The following is an 18,798-nucleotide window of genomic DNA, read 5'->3' as shown; positions in this document are numbered from 1 at the left end:
AGAGGTGGTGGTGACATGGGAAAGAAAAGAACTTTTTTTGCAATTGTTTTGATTATTGCGCTGTTTTTCGATAATTCGCAGTTTTCAGAAGCAAAAGCACTTCGTTCTCTGCCAATCACTACCTCTCTTTATTACAGCATGGAGCCGGAAGATGCCAATGTATTAAAGGAAGATTATGATATCACCTATTACTTAAATGGTGGAATCCCTTCTTCTGATTTGACTTATAACTATATTATAGAAGAACTTCCTCTAACCCTTGATATACCGGAAAAACCGGGATATAATTTCGCTGGCTGGTATACCGAAAGCAGTTATCAGAATAAGATTACAGAGATAAACATTGATAATTTCGGAGACGTATCGTTATACGCAAAATGGACCAAGAAGATTGATTCTTCTTATAGCGTGGAAATGTATCCATATTCCACGGCATCACAGATGAGCGGAAATGACCGGATGTTAAAGGATTGTGGATTCAGCTTTGCCTATGATGTAAATATTCCGGGAATGCCATCCACCAGGGAACAGGATTATGCACAGAATATGACATCCACGGACAACCAGTGTCCGCAGGGAATCTGCATTACCGAAGATTATTATATGATTACAGCATATAATACGGATGATTCGGAAAGCCTTGGAGCCCTTTATATCTTTGACAAAGAGACCGGAGAATATATGGTTACTCTTGGCATGAAAAAGAACAGCCATCTTGGAGGACTTACCTACGATGGAAGAAATGTCTGGATCTGCCATTCGGATACGAGGTCTTTGGAGCGGCTTAGTTACAGTTATATAAAAAAGATTGCAGAGTCCAAACCGAAGATTTTTGTGGATGCCACCGGAATGTTTGAAGAATACCGTGTAGCGAATATGCCATCCTGCATTACCTGGCATGATGGAATTCTCTGGGTAGCAACACACAATGCCTTATTCAAATCCATTATGATTTCTTATAAATATCAGGATGGAGAACTGATGGAACAGCAGCGCTACCAGATACCGGAAAAGGTGCAGGGAATTGCTTTTGATGAACAGGACAGAGTGTATTTAAGCACATCCTATGGAAGAAGCAATTCATCCTATTTAAAGATTTACCAGAATGTAGATGCAATGGATACAAAGCCGCGGGCACCGGAACTTAAGGTGGAAATGCCACCATGTTCCGAAGAAATTAATTATGCAGACGGCAATATCTATGTGCTGTTTGAATCGGCAAGCTCGAAATATTTTGAAGGCACAGACGGAAAAGGGAAGAGCATTTGTCCGATAGACCGGATTCTTACAATTGATACAAATACCATTTTTCCTTGACAAATTGAGGGCATGTGATAGAATTTTATGAGTATAAGTCTCTAAAAAGGCATTCTATCAGCATGTCCTTATTTTATGGACGAAAGCTGTTTTAATTAGGAGGAATTGAAGATGTCACAAACAACAGTACCGTATAATCACAGAGCGGTAGAGCAGAAATGGCGTAAAGTCTGGGAAGATAAGCCAATTAACGTAAATGATGGCAAGAAGCCGAAATACTATTGTCTGGATATGTTTCCATACCCATCCGGAAACGGACTTCATGTAGGTCACTGGAGAGGCTATGTAATATCTGATGTATGGAGCCGCTATAAGCTTATGCATGGATATTATGTCATTCACCCGATGGGATGGGATGCATTTGGTCTTCCGGCAGAGAACTACGCAATTAAGATGGGTGTTCATCCGGAAAAATCTACCGCTGAAAATATCAGGAATATCAAGCGTCAGATTCAGGAAATTGCTGCAATCTATGACTGGGATATGGAAGTAAATACCACCGATCCTGAATTCTACAAATGGACACAGTGGATTTTTGTAAAAATGTTTAAAGCCGGACTTGCTTATGAGAAAGAGATGCCAATTAACTGGTGCCCATCCTGTAAGACTGGTCTTGCCAATGAAGAAGTTGTAAATGGTAAATGTGAGCGTTGTGGTGCTGATGTTACCAAGAAGAACTTAAAGCAGTGGATGCTTAAGATTACCAAATATGCTGACCGTCTTCTTGCAGACCTTGATAAACTTGACTGGCCGGAAAAGGTTAAGAAAATGCAGACTGACTGGATTGGTAAGAGTAATGGAGCAGAAGTCAACTTTAAGGTGGATGGAAGCGATAAAGAGATTACTGTTTATACCACAAGACCGGATACTCTTCACGGAGCAACCTTCATGGTACTTGCACCGGAGCATGCTTTGGCAAAAGAGCTTGCAACTGATGAGACAAGAGCTGCAGTAGAGGATTATATCTATCAGTCATCCCTGAAATCTTCTGTAGATCGTTTGCAGGATAAAGAAAAGACTGGTGTATTTACCGGTTCTTATGCAATCAATCCGCTAAATGGTGCAAAGGTTCCAATCTGGCTTTCTGATTATGTATTAGCTGATTATGGTACCGGAGCAATTATGTGTGTTCCTGCACATGATGACCGTGACTTTGAATTTGCAAAGAAATTCAATATTCCAATCATCCAGGTTATTGCCAAAGATGGTAAGGAAATTGAAAATATGACCGAAGCTTATACCGAAGCAAAAGGTATTATGATTAATTCTGGTGACTGGAATGGAATGGAGTCGTCCGTTCTTAAGAAAGAAGCTCCGGAAATGATTGAAAAGATGGGCTTTGGTAAGAAGACAACCAACTATAAATTAAGAGACTGGGTATTCTCCCGCCAGCGTTACTGGGGCGAGCCAATTCCAATCGTACATTGTCCGGATTGTGGAGCAGTTCCGGTTCCGGAAGAAGAGCTTCCATTACTGTTACCGGAGGTTGAATCTTATCAGCCGACAGGTACCGGAGAATCACCGTTGGCAGATATTACGGAGTGGGTAAATACCACATGTCCTTGCTGTGGTAAGCCTGCAAAACGTGAGACCAATACCATGCCACAGTGGGCAGGTTCATCCTGGTATTTCTTACGTTATGTAGATAACAAGAACAAAGATGAATTAGTAAGCCGCGAGAAAGCAGATAAATATCTTCCGGTTGATATGTATATCGGTGGAGTAGAGCATGCAGTACTGCATCTTCTGTATTCCCGTTTCTATACCAAATTCTTATATGATATCGGAGTAATTGATTTTGATGAGCCATTTACCAAACTGTTTAATCAGGGTATGATTACCGGTAAGAATGGTATCAAGATGAGTAAATCTAAAGGAAATGTCGTCTCACCGGATGATCTGGTTCGTGACTACGGCTGTGATTCCTTAAGATTATATGAGCTGTTTGTTGGACCACCGGAATTGGATTCTGAGTGGGATGATCGTGGAATCGATGGTGTATACCGTTTCATCACCAGATTCTGGAATCTTGTAATGAGCCAGAAGGATGCAGATGTTGCTGAGACTAAAGAACTGGTTAAGATTCGTCATAAACTGGTATATGATATCACCCAGAGACTGGAAAGCTTCAGCTTAAATACTGTAATTTCAGGATTCATGGAATACAACAACAAACTGATCGACCTTTCCAAGAAGGGCGGCGTAGATAAAAAGACACTGGAAACTTATGTGCTTCTTCTTGCTCCGTTTGCACCACATATTGCAGAAGAACTGTGGAGCGAGCTTGGTCATGATACTTCCGTATTTGCAGAAAGATGGCCGGAGTATGATAAAGATGCAATGGAAGATGATGAAGTTGAAATTGCAGTACAGATTAACGGCAAGACAAAGGGTGTTGTCAGCATTGCAAAAGATGCTTCCAAAGAGGATGCACTTGCTGCAGGAAAAGCTGCAATTGCAGATAAGCTTACCGGCAATGTAATCAAAGAGATTTATGTACCGGGTAAAATCATTAATATTGTAATGAAATAATTTGAGAAGAAAATCTCACAACAGAATAAAGTGCTTGGAAATATTGAAAAGTTCGCTGAAAATCAAGGTTTGCAGACATTTTTCTACAAAGAAAAGGTATCATAGAATACCGCATAATATCGTAACAGATTTTTAAAATGGAGTAAATTTGGAGTAAAAGTTGAAAGAAAATGGAGTAAATATTTCAAATAAACAAGGATATGCATTTTTGCATATCCTTGTTTGCTATAATCCTTTTATAGAAATGTGACTTTGCTTGTCAATTATGGTAAAATCTATTCAGATAGTTATATGTTTATGTAGGGAGATAAATTGTAATGGGAAATACAGAAAAATATCGGGGTACTACTTCGGAATTAGATTCGGAGGCAATACAGAAATTATATTACGAGTATCAGATGACAAATCAAGAAATAGCAGATATGACATGGAGTACAAAAGCAAATGTCAATAAAGTGTTAATTCATGGGATAAAGCATTATACATCTTGGTTTATGGAAATGTTATCAGAAGATGATGAGAAAATTTTTAGAAAAATGTTAATGTACCACAAATTCAGTTATTGGAATGAGAAACAGCAAAGACGGTATCTTATTAAAAATAGTAGGGATGGAAAAATATGTTTAATATATTTTGATGAAAAATGTGTTAAATGTATGTTTGATGAATTTGTTCCAGAGGATTTAAAAACTCTTTCAATAGTTGAAAAAATGAATATATATAATGAAATGGACTATGAGGTGCTGAAATGTAGTGAACGGGATAGCATTTTGAAAAAGGAATGTATTTTACTAAATGGAGATTCTAAACAGCTTTTTAAAAAAGCGGCTCATAAAAGAAATATGAAAGGAAAAGAATATGCTCAATTTCTTGGATTTGAAAGTTGTTTAACAGAAAAGGATTCAATTAGAGATTCTAGAATAATCAAATTTTTTGAGGAACATATGGTTGATGGTGTTGTACAATTAAGTTCATCACCAGAAAATCAATGGATTCGAAATTATGCACATCGTTGTGGAATGCATTTAGATGAATTTCTTGATTTTTATGGATATAAAAAATCAAGGCGTGCTGATGAGTATGTTTCTGAAAATAAGAATATAAAGTATAAGAAAGAGTTAAGTAAATACATTATAGAGCCACCCAATATCGTATATTTTTCTTCACAAGACAAAATTTATCAAACAATATATAATGTAGCAAAGTTGAATGAAATGTCAATAGATGAGTATATTTTGTCATTAGGGTATGTTCGTTCTAAAAAAAGTAATACGATAAAAGAACTAACAGAGGAAATTGATGAAATTATAGATTTGGAAGAGCAGGAAATCAGAAAAAAAGAAATATCAGAAAATAAGATAGAACGAAATCATAAGTTAATAGATAAACTAAAAAGAGCATATGATTATGAATGCCAATTATGTTCAAATGAGCAAAGAATGCCAATAGAAAAACAAGATGGAACAAAATACGTAGAAGTACATCATATAAAAAATCTGTCTGAAGAATATGATGAAGAAGGAACTTTGGATAGGCTTAATAATCTCATAGTTGTTTGTTCAAATCATCATAAGATGTTGCATTATCATAAAGGTGGTTATCGGAAGATTAAGATAGTAAATGAAGTTTTAGCGTTTGTAAATGATTCAGAAGAAGTTATTCCAATTATTACAAACAAACATTTAAAAAGTGATGAATAGTATGGAATGACAGAAGAACGGATTGTGCAAATGTAGTGAGGTCAAGGAACAAGGCGTAGCCGATACGCCGTAGGGCAGTCCTTGACGGAACGGACATGGCTAACAGTACCATGATATAGCAGAGGACTTGAAAGGTTAGAAACCTTGCAAGTCCTCTTGTTTGTTATTGGGCGTTATATTTTAAGTAAAGTGATTCTTTTATTTGCTCTTTTTCAAATGCTTTTATGTGAGCGTCTTGTATTCCGTTGTCGATATAAAAGCAATCGTCAGTTTTTGAGTAGGCAAGTTTGGTAACTTTCGGTTCATAGGTTTTTGTATCAATTCCATAATAGTAAATTGTGGCGGTTGTTAATACCATGTTAATACTTTCAAAATCTCTTGTAAAAATAGTATGCCTGTCGGAATAGAAGAAATCAGACGGACATGAGTATTGGATCAATTACCAGAAAGGCAAAGGAAGTGAAGAGTTCCAAAAGTATATGGAAGATCTGACAGACATGCAGAATCATGTGCTTCCGTATCTGCAGAGTTTTTGCAATCTGGAGGAAAAAGGTGTGAAGGAGAGACGAGAACAGCAGATAGCAGAAAGATATGAAGGAAGAGCAGATGAGAGGGTAACAAGTACCGAAGCGAATGAAGTTGTTAAGGATGTAGGAAAAACAGATAGAAAACCGGCACAGCAGAAGCAGGCGGTAGATGGAAAAGATAAGAAATTATCCATTCATGAACGGCTTGAGATCAATAAGAGGATTATTCAAGAAAAGCAGGGAAAAGATAAAACGGAGAGAGGAGTTGATTTGGGTGTAAGGACAGTGTAGAATAAGCAGAACGAGTCGGAGGTCATGGATGATAACGTGGCTTCCGGCTTTATTGCGTATTGTCGGAAGAATTATAAATGGTATAATGAATGTAAATGCGATAAAAGAATGTCGCCTGTTATGCGACTTCCAAATGAGAAAAGTGTGTTATTCTGAGATCAAACAAGAGGCTAATAGAGTCAGGAGGATGACATTATGAGTAAAAAAGGATATAGCAGACCAGGATTCTTTGGATCCATAAACCATTATGATGCAAACGGAAAAAAGTAGGCGAGAGCAGACCAGGATTCTTTGGTGGTATGAACGACTATGATGCAAATGGAAAGAAAATCGGACATAGTTCGCCTTCCTTTTTTGGTGGTATGAATCATTATGACAATAACGGGCATAAAGTAGGTGAGAGTCGACCAGGATTCTTTGGCGGTTTAAACCATTATGATGACAAGGGGCATAAGCGGGGGCATAGCAATCCAGGATTTTTAGGTGGATTCAATCATTACGGTTAAAACTGCACAGAGAGCAGCACAAGCGGCAAGGGCTGCGGCAAAAGCCGCCGTGGTTACGGTAAAGGCGATTGCCAAAGCGACCGCACTTGCCATTAAAGCGATTATTGCCGGAACGAAAGCCTTGATTGCCGCTATCGCCGCAGGCGGCTGGGTGGCGGTTTTGGTTATTATCGTGATTTGCCTGATTGGTATGATCCTCGGCTCAGTATTTGGCATTTTCTTCTCAGACGAAGATTCCGGCACTGGAATGAGTATGCAGACCGTTGTGCAGGAAATCAATACCGAATACGATACCAAGCTGCAAGAGGAAAAGAACTCGGTATCCTATGATGTTCTTGAAATGAGTGGCAGCAGAGCCGTTTGGAAAGAGGTGCTTGCCGTTTACTCTGTAAAAACGAATACGGATCAAGATAACCCCCAAGAGGTTGCCACAATGGACGATGGCAAAAAGCAACTCTTAAAAGACATCTTTTGGGAGATGAATCAAATATCTTCCCGAACAGAGAGCAAGACCGAAACAGTTATTACCGAAACCGATGACGGACACGGTAATATCGTGGAAACTGAAAGCACGGTCACACAAACCTATCTGTATATTACCGTCAGCCACAAGACTGCCGAGGAAATGGCGGCGCAATATGGTTTTAACGAAGAACAGAAAGGCTACCTCGCTGAACTGCTTGCAGATGAAAACAATTACCTTTGGTCACAGGTGCTTTACGGCATTACAGGCGGCGACGGACAGATTGTGACCGTTGCACTCTCTCTGGTTGGCAATGTGGGCGGTCAGCCGTATTGGTCGTGGTACGGTTTTAACTCCCGTGTAGAATGGTGTGCTTGCTTTGTATCTTGGTGTGCCAACGAGTGCGGCTATATCGACGCTGGAGTTATCCCAAAATATGCAGGCTGTGTCAACGGAGTACAATGGTTTAAGGATCGTGGACAATGGCTGGATGGCAGCGCCGAGCCTGCCCCCGGAATGATTATTTTCTTCGATTGGGCAGACGAAAGTGGTCAGGATGGATTATCCGACCATACGGGTATTGTTCAAAAGGTCGAAAACGGCAAGGTTTATACGGTCGAGGGCAACTCCGGCGACAGTTGCCGAGTCAATGAGTATTCTATCGGTTATTACGAGATTCTTGGCTACGGCGCACCTGCCTATTAAAATACACAAGCCGCCTGCATTTTGCAGGCGGTTGGATTACATATCAGAAAGATATTGTGCCGGTTTGAAAACTAAAAGTCTCAAAATACAGACTTAATAATTGCGATTTCACTCTCAAAGTGCTATAATACAAACTATATTTGGGTGGAGGTGCGGAAATGAAAGTACGGTACAACAAACTTTGGAAACTTCTGATTGACAAGGGAATGAAAAAGAGTCAATTACGAGAAGCGGTCGGGGCAAGCAAAAGTACATTTGCGAAACTCGGAAAAAATGAAAATGTTACCCTTCCCGTGCTGTTGAATATATGCGAATACTTAGAGTGTGATTTTGGCGACATAATGGAAGCCGTACCCGAAAATGAGGTGTAGGATCAATGAACAAGAAGATTTTAATTGTGGATGACGAAAAAGAAATCGTTGATCTGCTTGAAGTGTATTTGAGTAACGATGGTTATTCAGTATATAAATGTTATAATGGGTTAGAGGCGATGAAATGTATCAAACAGTCGCAGATTGATTTAGCGATACTTGATATTATGCTGCCGGATATTGATGGTTTTCGACTTTGCCAAAAAATTCGGGAAAAGTTTTACTTCCCTATTATTATGCTTACCGCCAAAATTGAGGATAGCGACAAGATTATGGGGCTTACGATTGGTGCGGATGATTATATAACGAAACCGTTTAATCCTTTAGAGGTTGTGGCAAGAGTAAAGACGCAATTAAGGCGTTATCAGAGCTATAACAGTCCTAATTTGAGCCAATCCGAAGAAAAAGACGAGTATGACATCAGAGGTCTACTGATAAACAGAGTCAGCCACAAGTGCTACTTGTATGGCAAAGAAATAGCCTTGACTCCGTTGGAGTTTTCTATTCTGTGGTATCTGTGCGAACATCAGGGTAAAGTTGTCGCCTCGGAGGAATTATTTGAAGCCGTGTGGAAAGAAAAGTATCTTCGCAACAGTAACAATACGGTAATGGCGCACATTGGGCGGCTTCGGGAAAAATTGAATGAACCTTCAAAAAATCCGAAGTTCATTAAAACTGTTTGGGGGGTAGGGTATGAAATTGAATAAAAAAGAAAAAAACTATCTGCTCTCTACCTTGTTCAAAGGGTATGTAATTCAATGTGCGATTTGCTCTGTGCTTATTTTTGGCGGTACTTTTCTTTTAGGAATTATGGCAGAGGAAATTCTCCGCAAGTATGTTTTGTATTATTACTTGTATTACAGAACAGTATATCTTTATATAGTGGCTGTAATCGTGTGGGGTGGCTGTATTATATACATGACATACCTACTTTTGAAAAAAGTAGTCGCCTATGTGTACGAGGTACAGGCTGCGACAGGAAAAATGTTCGATCAGAATGTCAGTTACATTGAAATGTCCCCGGAGTTGAGTGAAATCGCCGCTAACATCAATCAGTTAAAACAAGAGGCTGAAAGTAATGCAAGGCTTGCAAAAGAAAATGAGCAGCGAAAAAATGACCTGATTATGTATCTTGCACACGATTTGAAAACACCGCTTTCTTCTGTAATCGGGTATCTTACTTTACTGCGTGATGAGTCGCAAATCTCAAAGGAACTTCGAGAAAAGTACCTTTCAATCACTCTTGGTAAGGCAGAACGGTTAGAGGATCTGATTAACGAGTTTTTCGAGATAACACGATTCAATATATACGATATTACATTACAATACACGAAAATCAATTTAACTCGCCTGCTGGAGCAACTTGTATATGAATTTAAGCCTATGCTCAAATCAAAGAATTTGCAATGTAATCTTTGTGTTGATGATGATATAATGCTTCGATGTGACGCAGACAAAATTCAGCGTGTTTTTGATAACCTTTTGAGAAATGCGGTTATCTACAGTTTTGAAAATACGGATATCACGATCAGCGCACAATGTCAGGAAGATACGGTCAGCATTATTTTTTGTAACCACGGCGATACTCTGCCGGAAGAAAAGTTAAACAGGATTTTCGAGCAGTTTTATCGGCTTGACGCAGCGAGAAGTACAAGCAGTGGAGGAGCTGGATTAGGTTTGGCGATTGCAAAGCAGATTGTTGAACTACACAATGGTACAATCGTTGCAGAGAGCCAAGAGGATCAAAACAAGTTTTCAATTACTTTGCCGTTGGCGTAGGAAAATTGTAAGAATTTGCATAGAAAAAAAGAGGAATATCTTACGAGCAATCAAGAAAATACGGGCTTCTGTTTTGGTACAATAAAAGTATCAAGATAGAGGCTCGTATTTTTTGTGATACAGCATAAGGAGGAATGATGAAGTTGCTAAGAAAACAAATGCTGCTATGTTCTATTTTGTTTCTTGTATTTACGCTATCTGCCTGCTCTGCAATTGGGCAGACAGACGAAAACAATCTTACAGATAGCGCAACATCCGCAGAAAAAACGGTATCAGTTGTACGAGGGACAATTACTCCAACCGTTTCAACGCAAACGACTATTGTTCCGGCAGTACCGTTTATTATTTTCTCACCCGAAAATGGCATATTTAATACAGCGGTAGAATTAGAAGAAAAAATCACTGCCGGGCAAATTATTGGAACTGTGAACGGCAAAGAATTGAAATCTCCGGTGGATGGTACAATTACCTCTATTGCCCCATCCAATGAAAGCGTACCGAGTAATTATCCCGTAGCGATAGTGCATTATACAGGATTTGCCCTCAATGTAGAGGCAGATAATTTTTTGAGTACCTTACCGGAGTATGCAGAGTTGAAAGCAAAATTTCAAGTATATGATGGTGTAGGACCAACCGATATGATTGCCGTGGTGTCGCCTGCCGCAGATGAAAATGCGTTTACGGGAATCGTGCCGCAAGAGGGCATTCTGCAATGCTTGATCAGTCAAACAGTCGATGTGAAATCGGGGCAAAGTGCAACGGTAGTCATAACGGCGACAACGAGAAATGATGTCCTTATATTGCCGCTGTCGGTAATAGCGGGTAGACAAGGGACGGGATTGGTTACTGTAATTACTCCGAATGGAGAAAGAGTGGAAACAAAAGTGACATTGGGTGTGACAGACGGAGCCAATATAGAAATACTGTCCGGCTTAGAGGAGGGCGATGTAGTTTCTGCTACTCCGCCAAACCTTGATCCGAGGGGGATTTGATAAAATGAAAGGAATTTCCGAAAAGACTTTAATCAAAATAAAGGATTTGAAAGCAAGCGTCAAATTGAATAATGGCGATATGCTGACAACAGTAACCAACGCTAATATGGAATTGCAACGAGGGCGCAGTTATGCCATTGTCGGAAAGTCCGGCTCAGGCAAAACAAGCCTTATATCCATTATTGGCTTGTTAAATCGGGAATATGAGGGCGAGTACCTTTATGATGGTATATCTATTTCTGCTTTGAAAGACCGTGATCTGTCTATACTGCGAGCCAATAATATCGGATTTGTATTTCAGAACTACTCTCTGATTAAGCACTTGCGGGTATGGGAAAATATCGAATTACCCCTACTCTATGCCAAAAAGTCGTTTACCGCCAAACAGCGTCACGAGATAATTACAGGCTTGCTAAAAAGTGTCGGCTTAGAAAGCAAGGAAAATGATTACCCAATCAATTTGTCCGGCGGTGAACAACAAAGAGTTGCAATCGCAAGGGCGCTTGCAGTATCTCCGGAAGCCATTTTATGTGATGAGCCTACGGGTAGTGTCACATTAGTATAACACTACCCAAAAACAACACCCGTGATATTCTGGTCATTATCAATTCTAATTTCTTTAATGACAGAACGCCAAAGCGTGCGTTTTTCTTCACGGGTCAAATTCTCATAAATTGTTTTGAAATCATTATCAAGGAGCCTGCGGACGGCTGCGAAGTCTGGCGGCGGTTCAATGCTGGGTTCCGGTATCTGTTTAAGTGCAGCAGTATATATTTGATAGTCCCTTTTGTAGTCCTCAATGTCTATTAAGTCATTCACATATAATTCTTTTAACTTGGTCAGCTTCCGTTTCAGTGCTGCTTTATCAGTGCGGGCAACGGACGCTTTCTTTTTGGCTGCGGCAACTTCCCATTCCAGCTGGTAGCGTTCCAGTTCCTCTGCCAGATGTTCAAACAGCCACTTTTCCACGACGTCTTCACGGGCTGAATGATTATGAGAGCAGCGCCCACGCTGGAAATGCTGGTTGCAGCGGTAATAATAATAATCACTTGACTTGTACCCGACCAGTTTATGCCCACATTCAGCGCAAGTCAGAATGGAAGTGAAAATATATACCTTGCCAGACGGAACAGAACGTGCGTTGCGTTCCAGAAGCGCTTGCACACGGTCAAACTGCTGCTTGCTGATGATTGCCGGGCAGAAATGGTCATTGAACCTGCCGCCCCGGTCATACACCCCAGTATACAGCTTTTCTTTCAGCATACGCCGGAAAGTGGCGTCACACCAGTTCACGCCGTAGGTTTCCCGGATATAGCGGACAGTAGCACGCTGGGAAATCGAAGTTTCAAAGTAGTTGAAAGCGTCTTGCACAATGGCTGCGTCTTCTGGCACAACTTCCAGCCGCTTTCCCGCATTAACACGGAAGCCAAAGGGGGCAGAGCCGGAAACAACGGTGCCGTGGGCAATCTTACTGTCAAATACAACGTCTATTCGTTCCCCGTCAATGTCCGCTTCATTCTGGGCAATGGACAGCTTCACGTTAATATACAGACGCCCGTTTGCGGTTGTGGTGTCATATTCTTCATCAGTGGTTTTCCAGTCGCAGTTGTGCGCTTCCAGAACTTCCATGATTTTATAATAATCTGCCACGGAACGAAACCAGCGGTCAAGACGGCAGAAAAGCAGAATATCCACTTCATCACGCTTCACACTGTCCATCATGCGTTGAAAGTCGGTTCTTTTATGAATGTTCTTTCTGGCGGTCTTGGCAGCGTCAATGTAAATTCCAACAATGACCCAGCCACGTTCCCTTGCGTATGCTTCCAGTCGTTCTTGCTGGGCTTCCAGTGACAGACCTTTTATTTTCTGTTCTTCCCCGGAAACCCTTATATATAAAGCAACCCGGACAAGTTCCGGGCTTAAATCAATCTTTTTCACTATTGTATCACCTGCATTTCCTTTCATTTCCCGCCTGCTGGTGATATAATCAAAATTGCAGACGGTATTGTTGTATCTGGTATGACATATCTTTGCACGCCCCGGAAGTGTTCCCAGCACGACCGGGGCATTTTGTTTTATTAGTCTTTCAGAATGTCGTCTGTAAAGGCTGTTATTTTCTGACTTACAAAAGAAGAATAGTTTTCTAAATCCTGTTTAGGGTTATCACCTTGCAGCATGACAAATTCAGATAAAGCAACAATCTGATTTTGTACGTCAATCAAGGCTTGACCGTAGTATGAAACGTCTGGACCGAAGCCAACGGAAGAAACCTGCTCATAATGCCACGCAGCACGCTTCTTTAAATCCACCAGAACAGGAACGGACGCTTTTTGCAGCTGGGAAACGGTCTTTGCGTCGGAGTGTACCAGCTGCCCCCAGCGTGTCAGCTGTTCTTCCGTGATGTATCGTGGGTCTTCCGGGTGTCGCTTTATGTGTATAAAGCTATACAGACAGAAGATACCGAACAGGGCGGCAACAACTGAAAAAATAACATGAGAAGAAGCAAAGAGGAACACGGCACCAGCCAGAGCAACGACGCCGAACACAACAAAGCTGGCGTCTGGTCTTTCCTGCAAAACTGCCGTGGTCTTTGGCGGCTTCTCTTTTGGCTGCGCAGCTGCTTTCTGAACTTTAGCAGGAGCAGGAGCGGCAGCAGGAGAGGAAGCAGAGGAACTGGCGGCGGCAGCAGTGGAAGAAACACGGCTGCTGACTGCCTTTTTCTTTTTGCTTTTCAAATTCTCGGTCTTAACGTAAGAAACACCAGTGCCGGGAACCCCTATGCTGGTTGTGCCCCTGCCGCTGCTGTTTATACTTTTACGATACCCCTTGACGCCTGCACTTATACCAACGCTTTTCTTGCTGATGTTAAGACGGACGCCGGGAGCAATTTTCACGCTTTTTCTAAAACGTAAACCCATATAAAACCACCTTTCTTGCGAATATCCACAAAAACATAGAAATTATAATAGTGAGTGCGCCCAGCCTTGCCACGCTGGAAAGGTGGTCACACATGATAAAAAAATATATACACTGGTATGATTGCAGAGTGTACGCAATCTATTACAGCAGCATAAACACTATTTATTATAATTTAGATTTCAATGGAGCAACGCAACTTATAATTTGTAAATAGCGGGGGACGCTGGGTGCGTTATCACCCGGCGTCTGTCCCGGAAACACTGCCAGTGTCAACGGGCGGGCACTGGGCTTCTAAATCTTCTGGATTGTCTGGAACTAACAATGCAGGGTCCGCAGTAACAGCAGCAACAAGCCTGCGTTTGAAAAATTCCACGGCAGTTCTTCTAATTTCTGGGTCAAGTTCAAAGTACGTCTTTATGATTTCCAATTCAAGACCCGTGGCACCTTTAGACTTCACGAAGTCGTCAAGGCTGAATGTGTCCGGCTGTATATACATTTCACCAGAACCAGTGCGCAACCATTCTTCATTCACATTATAAAGAAGACAGATTGCCTTAATTGTCTGGTCAGTGACGGTTGAGCCGTCCCGTTCCATGTAGCTGACGCCAGTTTGCTTCATTCCCAGACTTACTGCAAATTCAGTCTGGCTGATGTGCAAAACATCTTTTCTAAAATGCTTCACACGTTCATTGATAGTCATTTGACTTCACCGCCTTTCTTTTATGTTTAAAGAATAGCAGTAACCGCTAAAAAAGTCAATATTAAAAACGGAAAAAGGGTTGACAAATAGCAGTAACCGCTATAATATATAGTTAAACAAGCAGTAACCGCTACAACAGAAGCGTTTACCGCTTGCGAAACCACACAGCATGAAAGGAGGAACAGACCATGACAGAAGTTAAAAACATGGAAACCATGATTGCAACTGAAAACCAGCAGGAAGCAACAGAGGTCATGGCTTTTCTGGGGGAACTTGAACCGCAGGAAAAGAAAGACTTTCTGGTGTTCATGCAGGGCATAAGATTTGCAAAGGGCATGGCACAGAAAATTGCGCCGCAGTCCGTATAAAGGAGGGCGCAGGAATGGAAGTACAAGGAACATTCAATGCCCAGCGCTTTTTTGAAACGCTGGCGCTGATTATATCCCAGCGGGAGGGCGTGAAAGTCACCGTGACAGTGACACAGCCAGAGCCGGAGAAGAAAGAAAAGCAGTCAGAGTGAGCGCCGGGCAGCAGCAGAAACAAAGGTTTTTCAAAAGTCAATAGCAGTGAATAGCAGCAAGGCTGTTCAAATAAAAATCATACCAGATACAAGGAGGAAAGCCACAAAATGAAAGAATTTGTGAAGAAAAAAGCAGTCATTGTCATGGACAGTGCAGGACTGCCAAACTACATGACCATGTTTTATATGGAGCCGGGGACCTATGAGCCGGAGGACGTGCCGGAACTGTTCAAAATCAGAAACAAGATTGTTCCTGCGGTTCTGGTGTCGCAGTTCACCAACACCATGATTAAGGGCGTCCCGGCGTCCTTACCTTACCAGCAGCCAAAACACACTATCAGTTATGATGAAGCGGCGGCAGCCTGCGGAAGAAAAGGCAAGGGCTGGCACCTTATGACAAATACAGAGTTTGTCTATCTACTGCATGAAGCAGAGGAACTGGGGCACACAATCGGCGGTAATACAAACTACGGCAGCAACTCGAAGAATGAGCAGGAAAGCGGCGTGAGATACGACAGCGCCGGACGCACGCTGACCGGGTGCGACCCCCTCACATGGTCCCATGACGGAACAGCAGACGGCGTGTTTGGTCTTTGCGGTAATTTCTGGGAATGGGTCACGGGCTTGCGTCTGCACAAAGGCGTTGTGGAATACACGCCGAACAACGACGCAGCAGTTGAGGGCTACACAGAGAAGCCAGACTGGACCGTTGCAGAGGTGAACGGCAGACCGTTGAAGCTGTACGGCAACAGTGCTGGTGATGTGGTAATGTCCGTTGCGGAAGAAATCGAAGAAAACTGGGAGGGCTGCCACATGGCAGACTTGCAGCTGGAAGAACTGGACGAAGTGCCGGAAATTGCGTACAAGCTGGGAATTGTACCGCATGACTGGAAGCATGAAACAGCTGGACTTTGGGCAGACAGCGAACTTGAAGAAAGCGTGCCTGTCCGGGGTTCGGGTTTCAACCACACTTCCAACGGTGGTGCTGGTGCGCTGTACTTGACCTACGCCCGTTCTCACGTCAACAACAGTGTGTCCTTGCGTTCCGCTTTGTTCTTGGAAGACTGGGAACTGGTAACTGAATTACTGAAAGCGGGTGCGACAGCGCACGCATAAAGAACAGATGTTCTGATATTTGACCCATGAAAAAGGGCAAGCAAAAAGCCTTTGAAGATGTGCCGGAAACACAAAATCAAAGGCTTTTCAAAAGTCAATATGTAATAATTCAATACACGTTTATTATACCATATTGGCGGCTACAAGTCAAACATTTTAGAGGGCGAAAGCCTTTGAAAATAGCGGGTTTCAAACCTGTTAAACGGGCTTGTATGGGGTATTAACATTCCTACGAAATATATAAATATATATACGCTGTATGGATAATGAACAGGAGGGATAAGAGGGAGAAGAAGAACCCCACCCAACTTCTGGTATACCCTTATACGCTTAAAACGGTATAGGACAGAAAAGGAAGTGCAGTGGTGTTCATAAGGGAGAAGAAGATAGACTGCGCAAAGTATAGAGAAGTGGATATAATACCACGAACAGAAGCAGCAGAGCAGGCAAGCAGAGGAAAGAGGGGTAAGAAAAGAAAGGTTAATGCCCCAAAGCAAAAGGACTTGAACGACAAGAACGCTAAACGCTATCTGGTACAGTTGGGAAATGGCAACTTCCACATAGGGGACCTGCATACAAGTTGCACATATAGCGCAGAGAACCTGCCGGGAACGGTAGAGGAAGCAGAAAACATTGTGACAAACTACCTGCGGAGAATAGCATACCGCAGAAAGAAGCTGGGGTTAGAACCCCTTAAATACATACTGGTAACAGAATACAAGTACAGCAAGGATGGTCAGTGTCTTAAAAGAATACATCACCATATCATTATGAACGGTGGTTTAGACCGTGACGACGTGGAATTGATGTGGACGAAAGACCGTATCAACTGGAAGAAGACAGACGACCCAGAGTATAGAGCCAGTATAAAGCAGCTGGGCTGGGTTAATGCAGACCGCCTGCAAATGAATGAGAACGGCATAGAGGGACTTTGCAAGTATATTGTGAAAGACCCGCAGGGAAAGAAACGCTATTCAAGCAGCAGGAACCTTGACCGCCCGGAAACAACCAGAGAGGACGGAGGGGAAAAGCAGCAGCGTGACCAGAACCACTGGAAGTATAGCCGAAATCTGACAGCACCGGAAGAAAAGTGCAATGATTTTAAATACAGCAAACGCAAAGTGGAACAGCTGGCAAAGTCACCAGACGGCGGGCTGGAAGAGTTCAAGAAGATATACAGCAATTACAATATCGTATCTTGCGAACCTGTCTACTATGAGCAGACCGGGTGGCATATTTACTTGAAGATGTGGAAAAAGGAAAAGCCAAAGGGCAGAACAGGAGGAAAGAAGCGTGAGAGGAAGAACACCGCAGATACGCCGCATATTAAGGCGAAAGAGGATAAAAAGGGCAATTAAGGCATACGGCAATTACATTGCAGCAGGACTGCTGGCAGTGGTTGTGATTGTGTTTACAGTAGGGGCAGCAGTCAAGCCAGCTGCAAACAGTCTGCCGGAAGATACCAAAGAGCCGGAACCGACACAGCCGACCATGGAAGCAGTGCAGCAGGAACCGTACCCGTTCAACCTTATGTCCCTTGACTGGTCTGGTGAGGAATTAGAGGGTTGGACACGCTATGAAGTGCCGGAGGACTACGCAGACAACGGCGGGTATTTGCCAGAATGTATGCAGCAGTACACATACATAATTTGCAAGCAATATGGCGTTGAATATACGCTGGTGCTGGCAATTATAGAGATAGAAAGCGGGTACAGATGGGACGCAAGCTGCAAAGAGGGTTCAACCGGATATATGCAGGTATTACCGAAGTGGCACGAAGAGCGTATGCACAGACTGAATGTGGACAATGTGGAAAACCCATATTTCAACGTGCTTGTCGGTGTAGATTATCTGGCAGAATTGCAAGAGAGGTTCGGCACAGAAGCAGAAGTGCTGACAGCCTACAACTACGGCGTGACGGGTGCATATCAGCACGTATGGAACAAAGGACTGACAGACACAGAGTATTCAAGAGAAGTGCAGCAGGCGAAAGAAAGAATTGAAAGAAGAATGAGGGGCGAATGGTAATGGAAAATGAAATCAGACTGGGCGACATTCTGGACAAGCTGACGCCCAGTGACAGACTGGTGATATACAACGCAGCCAGACAGGTTGTTTACCGTGGATATGCAGCAAACGCAGTGCATGGAACAGTGAACCCACAGCGACACATAAAGAAAATGGGGCTGGGCATGGAAACATACAGAGCAACAGAACAGATGTGGGACTGGGAAAAGACAGACAGACTGCCGGAACAGATACCAGTTGAGCAGTTCAGCAAATACCGGGTGGAAGACCTGCAACACATTCTGTATATCAGAATTGAACTGAAAAGCGAATTTGAACAGTGAGGGTCAGAA

The 18,798-nt window shown here is 42.4% G+C and carries 20 protein-coding genes and 1 pseudogene; 17 read left to right on the top strand and 4 right to left on the bottom strand.

The annotated features are described in order from the left end of the window. Positions 1-15: 15 nt before the first annotated feature. The 3 genes from DV740_RS03720 (at position 16) to DV740_RS03710 (ending at position 5,549) form a co-directional block, all read left to right on the top strand. Positions 16-1,317 (top strand): InlB B-repeat-containing protein, encoded by a 1,302-nt coding sequence (locus tag DV740_RS03720; protein ID WP_117698991.1) that lies wholly within the window; start codon positions 16-18, stop codon positions 1,315-1,317. Between the two features lie 111 nt (positions 1,318-1,428). After that, complete coding sequence (gene leuS / locus DV740_RS03715; protein WP_117698990.1) at positions 1,429-3,849, top strand: leucine--tRNA ligase; 2,421 nt, start codon at positions 1,429-1,431, stop codon at positions 3,847-3,849. Positions 3,850-4,166: 317 nt separating this feature from the next. Beyond that, the gene (locus tag DV740_RS03710) at positions 4,167-5,549 is read left to right on the top strand and encodes an HNH endonuclease (RefSeq protein ID WP_117841087.1); all 1,383 of its coding nucleotides are present in this window, start codon (positions 4,167-4,169) and stop codon (positions 5,547-5,549) included. 163 nt (positions 5,550-5,712) lie between these two features. Here DV740_RS03710 and DV740_RS03705 read toward each other — a convergent pair whose 3' ends face one another. Beyond that, positions 5,713-5,907, bottom strand: coding sequence for a hypothetical protein (locus DV740_RS03705; protein WP_242986196.1), 195 nt, complete (start codon positions 5,905-5,907; stop codon positions 5,713-5,715). A 67-nt stretch (positions 5,908-5,974) separates the two neighbouring features. On the opposite strand from DV740_RS03705, the pseudogene DV740_RS03700 reads away from it, so the two are divergent. The 8 genes and pseudogenes from DV740_RS03700 to DV740_RS03665 form a co-directional block, all read left to right on the top strand. Then, a pseudogene (locus DV740_RS03700) lies at positions 5,975-6,367 on the top strand (YodL domain-containing protein); the annotation flags it as partial. A gap of 299 nt (positions 6,368-6,666) precedes the next feature. Next, a complete protein-coding gene (locus DV740_RS03695) occupies positions 6,667-6,873 on the top strand; it encodes a hypothetical protein (protein WP_012744284.1) in 207 nt (68 codons plus the stop codon). Beyond that, entirely contained in the window at positions 6,851-8,041 is a 1,191-nt protein-coding gene (locus DV740_RS03690) for a CHAP domain-containing protein (RefSeq protein ID WP_008703824.1), read from the top strand. The genes DV740_RS03695 and DV740_RS03690 overlap by 23 nt, the downstream gene beginning before the upstream one ends. 158 nt (positions 8,042-8,199) lie before the next feature. Beyond that, positions 8,200-8,412, top strand: a complete 213-nt coding sequence (locus tag DV740_RS03685) for a helix-turn-helix domain-containing protein (RefSeq protein ID WP_008703822.1) — start codon at positions 8,200-8,202, stop codon at positions 8,410-8,412. 5 nt (positions 8,413-8,417) lie between these two features. Beyond that, entirely contained in the window at positions 8,418-9,119 is a 702-nt protein-coding gene (gene vanR / locus DV740_RS03680; protein ID WP_004853366.1) for a VanR-ABDEGLN family response regulator transcription factor, read from the top strand. After that, positions 9,106-10,191 carry a sensor histidine kinase gene (locus DV740_RS03675; RefSeq protein ID WP_008703821.1) on the top strand — a complete coding sequence of 362 codons (1,086 nt, stop codon included), beginning with the start codon at positions 9,106-9,108 and terminating at the stop codon, positions 10,189-10,191. Before vanR ends, DV740_RS03675 begins: the two co-directional genes overlap by 14 nt. Before the next feature lie 137 nt (positions 10,192-10,328). Then, the gene (locus DV740_RS03670; protein ID WP_226841040.1) at positions 10,329-11,183 is read left to right on the top strand and encodes a hypothetical protein; all 855 of its coding nucleotides are present in this window, start codon (positions 10,329-10,331) and stop codon (positions 11,181-11,183) included. Positions 11,184-11,187: 4 nt separating this feature from the next. Continuing rightward, positions 11,188-11,748, top strand: coding sequence for an ABC transporter ATP-binding protein (locus tag DV740_RS03665; RefSeq protein WP_242994210.1), 561 nt, complete (start codon positions 11,188-11,190; stop codon positions 11,746-11,748). Positions 11,749-11,750: 2 nt separating this feature from the next. Here the strand turns inward: DV740_RS03665 and DV740_RS03660 are convergent, their stop codons facing one another. The 3 genes from DV740_RS03660 to DV740_RS03650 all read right to left on the bottom strand — a co-directional run bounded on the left by DV740_RS03660 (position 11,751) and on the right by DV740_RS03650 (position 14,802). Next, on the bottom strand, positions 11,751-13,148 hold the full coding sequence (locus DV740_RS03660; protein ID WP_242994208.1) for a recombinase family protein: 1,398 nt from the start codon (positions 13,146-13,148) through the stop codon (positions 11,751-11,753). A 113-nt stretch (positions 13,149-13,261) separates the two neighbouring features. After that, complete coding sequence (locus DV740_RS03655; protein ID WP_117469220.1) at positions 13,262-14,101, bottom strand: DUF4236 domain-containing protein; 840 nt, start codon at positions 14,099-14,101, stop codon at positions 13,262-13,264. A gap of 236 nt (positions 14,102-14,337) precedes the next feature. Next, positions 14,338-14,802, bottom strand: a complete 465-nt coding sequence (locus DV740_RS03650) for a helix-turn-helix domain-containing protein (RefSeq protein ID WP_055285962.1) — start codon at positions 14,800-14,802, stop codon at positions 14,338-14,340. 188 nt (positions 14,803-14,990) lie between these two features. On the opposite strand from DV740_RS03650, the gene DV740_RS03645 reads away from it, so the two are divergent. The 6 genes from DV740_RS03645 to DV740_RS03620 all read left to right on the top strand — a co-directional run bounded on the left by DV740_RS03645 (position 14,991) and on the right by DV740_RS03620 (position 18,789). After that, positions 14,991-15,170 (top strand): hypothetical protein, encoded by a 180-nt coding sequence (locus DV740_RS03645; protein ID WP_055285960.1) that lies wholly within the window; start codon positions 14,991-14,993, stop codon positions 15,168-15,170. 14 nt (positions 15,171-15,184) lie between these two features. Further along, positions 15,185-15,322 (top strand): hypothetical protein, encoded by a 138-nt coding sequence (locus DV740_RS14920; RefSeq protein ID WP_199534930.1) that lies wholly within the window; start codon positions 15,185-15,187, stop codon positions 15,320-15,322. A gap of 108 nt (positions 15,323-15,430) precedes the next feature. Continuing rightward, a complete protein-coding gene (locus tag DV740_RS03640; protein WP_118087469.1) occupies positions 15,431-16,438 on the top strand; it encodes a hypothetical protein in 1,008 nt (335 codons plus the stop codon). A gap of 365 nt (positions 16,439-16,803) precedes the next feature. After that, positions 16,804-17,796, top strand: a complete 993-nt coding sequence (locus DV740_RS03630) for a rolling circle replication-associated protein (RefSeq protein ID WP_199534929.1) — start codon at positions 16,804-16,806, stop codon at positions 17,794-17,796. Continuing rightward, positions 17,732-18,466, top strand: a complete 735-nt coding sequence (locus DV740_RS03625) for a transglycosylase SLT domain-containing protein (protein WP_118087467.1) — start codon at positions 17,732-17,734, stop codon at positions 18,464-18,466. The genes DV740_RS03630 and DV740_RS03625 overlap by 65 nt, the downstream gene beginning before the upstream one ends. Further along, entirely contained in the window at positions 18,460-18,789 is a 330-nt protein-coding gene (locus DV740_RS03620) for a hypothetical protein (RefSeq protein ID WP_117469223.1), read from the top strand. Before DV740_RS03625 ends, DV740_RS03620 begins: the two co-directional genes overlap by 7 nt. Positions 18,790-18,798: the final 9 nt, after the last annotated feature.

It is taken from the genome of Roseburia sp. AF02-12 (genome assembly GCF_003461765.1).
GTDB classification, from domain to species: Bacteria; Bacillota; Clostridia; order Lachnospirales; family Lachnospiraceae; genus Roseburia_C; species Roseburia_C amylophila.
Note: the sequence above shows the minus strand (reverse complement) of the source record. Positions and strands in the feature narration are given on the sequence as shown.